The organism is Coprococcus intestinihominis (assembly GCF_040096555.1).
In the GTDB taxonomy this organism is placed as follows: Bacteria; Bacillota; Clostridia; order Lachnospirales; family Lachnospiraceae; genus Coprococcus_A; species Coprococcus_A intestinihominis.
On record NZ_JBBMEK010000311.1, the window covers coordinates 1 to 3,555 of the forward strand.

Sequence of the window (3,555 nt, forward strand, 5' to 3'; positions counted from 1 at the left end):
ATTATGATCAGGAACATCAGGTTCTGGATATGAATAAGACGATTTTTGATGAGATTTCCGATACATGGCCGTCTATGACCCATACCCGTATTCGTAATGTATTGGCGGCGTTTCTTTTTACAGGCGACGATGTATTTAAATATATCCGTGATTTGAGCGGCGGTGAACGCGGGCGTGTTTCTCTGGCCAAGCTGATGCTCTCTGATGCCAATCTTCTGATTCTCGATGAACCAACTAACCATTTGGATATTATGTCCAGAGAGATTCTTGAGAATGCACTGCGCTCCTACAGCGGTACAGTTCTTTTTGTTTCGCATGACCGTTATTTTATCAACCAGGTTGCAACAAGAATTCTGGAATTGTCGGAAAACGGTCTGGCAAATTATAACGGCAATTATGATTATTATGTTGAGAAACAGCTGAATCCCTCTGCAACAGAGTCTTCCGGTGAATCCGTTGCCTCAGAGACAGTGACTACGGAGACTGTCAGTGCAGCCAAAATGGACTATAAACAGCAGAAAGAACTGCAGGCAAAGGAAAGAAAACGTAAGAACCAGCTGAAGAAAACAATGGAGCGGATCGATGCCATTGATGCCAGATTAAAGGAACTGGATGAACTCCTTGTTCAAGAAGATGTTTATACCAATGTCAGCCGTCTTATGGAGATCAACAAAGAAAAAGAAGCTTTGGATGAAGAACAGCTGACATTAATGGAATTATGGGAAGAGCTGGAGGGCGACGATGACAGCCTGGATTAATGACTGCCGCACCTGCCGTCCAGGCATTCCGGGATGTGAAAGAATCCCCAGCCCTGATAGGATTTTGGGTAATTCAGAGGTCGAGCGCTTTTTAAAAGACAGCGCTTGACCTCTTTGTTTGTTAAATCCGGATATTTATTAAGTATCAGGGCGATTCCTCCGCTGACAACCGGGGAGGCCATGGAAGTACCGCTGCGGATGACATAAGGATGAGCAGGTAGATGACCGCAGGAGCAGATCCTGAAACCGGGAGCGAGAATTTCAGGTTTACAGATGCAGGTACGCGTTGGTCCCCTTCCGGAAAAGAGACAGCTGCTTGAGGGGTGTTCCGGGACCGTAATTTCATGCGCGGCACCGACGGTAATAATCTTTTTGCTTGTTCCGGGGGATGTGACACTTCCGGAGGCCGGACCGTTATTGCCGGCTGCCGCAACGACAGTCAGTCCTCTGTCCCAGGCATATTCGGCGGCATCCATGAGCATTCGGCTCTCTGTTGTCTCCTCTCCGGCTTTGGCACCAATGGAGATATTCAGGATGTGAATGTGAAAACGGGAACGGTTTCTGACGGTCCATTCAATGGCACGACAGACGGTTTCGGCGGTGCCGTTTCCTTTACTATCCAGAATTTTCAGGATGATCAGATGGGCCCTGGGAGCCATGCCCATATATTTCCCTTCAGATAAATAGCCGCTGCCAGCGATAATTCCGGCAATATGCGTACCGTGTCCATTGTCATCATAAGGTGTCTGGCGATGGTTGACAAAATCACGGAATGCCGTAATGCGGCTGCCATGATTCATAAAATCCGGATGGGGATAGATACCGCTGTCTAAAACAGCAATGCCAATACCGGAACCATAGAGATTTTGTTTATATGCGGAATCGGTGCCTGTACGCTGTCGAACGATATTCAATATGAACCCCTTTTAGATAGAAAGAACCGTTTATTTATCATATTCATAAAGCTGAAAAAGTAGACAAAAAATAATCCTGCAGGCAGCACCAAGGCCGATTGCAGGATTATTTTTTGTCTGTATGGTTATGTGACGGATCTGCAGCAGCTACAGAGGATCAAAACCGTCTGTTATTTGTTTGCGTAAACAATGCCTTTCTTACTGTCCACTGTTACGAAAGCGCCCTGTTTCAGGATTTCTGTTGCATTCTTAGCTTCAAGAAGAACTGGAATATCAAGGCTCATGCCTACGACTGCTGCATGGGATGAAAGACCGCCTTTTTCAACAATGAGGGCAGATGCTGTACGAAGTTGCGGCATCATCTCATTATTGGTTTCTTCAATAACAATGATATCACCCGGTTTGTAGTTATGGAGCAGTTCGCTGGCTGTCTTGCATACACAGATATTGCCAGAAACAACCTTGTCGTTGATGCTCTTGCCCTTCATCAGGACATGGCCGACAACATGGACTTTGATAAGGTTTGTTGTACCGGAAACACCAAGAGGTACACCGGCTGTGATAACAACAACTTCACCCTGCTGAACAATGCCTGTTTTCTCAGCAGTATCAACGGCCAGGTCAAAGAGCTGATCTGTGTTCTTCTCAAGCTGGCACATCATGATCGGTGTTACACCCCAGGAAAGGTTCAGCTGACGATAAGCCTTTTTATTCATGACACAAGCAACAACAGCACATTCCGGACGATACTTGGAAACCATGCGTGCGGTGAAGCCGGATTTCGTAACACTGATGATGGCAGATGCATTCAAATCCATTGCTGTTGTACAGCAGGCATGGGAAATGGCATTTGTGATATCAGGGTTTACAAGTGTTGTTCTCTCTTTAAAACGCTTGCGGTAGTTGATGGAAGCTTCTGTACTTTCAGCAATCTTCACCATTGTCTGAACGGCTTCAATCGGATAAAGACCTGCAGCTGTTTCGCCGGAAAGCATGATGGCACTTGTACCGTCATAGATGGCATTGGCAACGTCTGTGGCTTCTGCACGCGTCGGGCGAGGGTTCTTCATCATGGAATCAAGCATCTGTGTAGCTGTGATAACAACTTTGCCGGCTTCGTAAACTTTCTTGATGATCATCTTCTGCAGTACAGGTACATCCTCAAATGGAATTTCAACACCCATATCACCACGAGCTACCATGATACCATCTGATACACGGATAATCTCATCAATGTTCTGAACACCCTGCATATTCTCAATCTTGGAGATGATCTTGATATCTGTTCCGTTATGATCCTCGAGAATCTTGCGGATATCAAGAACGTCCTGCGCGTTTCTTACGAAGGATGCTGCAATGAAATCATAATCGTTTTCTACTGCAAAAACGATATCATCATAGTCTTTCTGGCTGATATAAGGCATTGTCAGATGGCAGTCAGGTACATTGACGCCTTTGTTGTTGGATACAGCACCGTTGTTTAATGCGCGGCAGATGATATCTGTATCTGTTTTCTTGATAACAGATAATTCAATGAGACCATCATCGATCAGAATTCTGCCGCCAACCTGTACGTCGTTGATCAGATTCTTGTAGGTGATGCTGACGATATCCTGTGTACCCTCAATATCTTTTGTTGTCAGTGTGAATGTATCGCCTGTATGCAGTTCAATTCTGTCATTTTTAAACTTGCAGACACGGATTTCAGGGCCCTTTGTGTCAAGCAGGGCTGCAACAGGAAGATTCAGTTCTTCTCTGACTTTCTTGATAATATTCAGTGTTGCAAGATGGGATGCATGATCACCATGGGAAAAATTCATACGTGCAACATCCATGCCGTTCAACATGAGCTGTCTGATCTTTTCTTCATTATTTGTTGCAGG

3 protein-coding genes are annotated in these 3,555 nt (G+C 45.3%); 1 reads left to right on the forward strand and 2 read right to left on the reverse strand.

Features of this window, described 5'->3' with window-relative positions:
- The coding region (locus tag WMO25_RS16270; protein WP_349086209.1) for an ATP-binding cassette domain-containing protein at window positions 1–758 on the forward strand (758 nt) is incomplete at its 5' end.
- Here WMO25_RS16270 and WMO25_RS16275 read toward each other — a convergent pair.
- On the reverse strand, window positions 755–1,672 hold the full coding sequence (locus WMO25_RS16275; RefSeq protein WP_349086210.1) for a S8 family peptidase: 918 nt from the start codon (window positions 1,670–1,672) through the stop codon (window positions 755–757). The two genes, WMO25_RS16270 and WMO25_RS16275, sit on opposite strands and share 4 nt — an antisense overlap.
- Window positions 1,673–1,842: 170 nt before the next feature.
- Window positions 1,843–3,555 (reverse strand): pyruvate kinase (gene pyk, locus WMO25_RS16280; protein WP_349086211.1); only part of this gene is annotated, 1,713 nt, incomplete at its 5' end.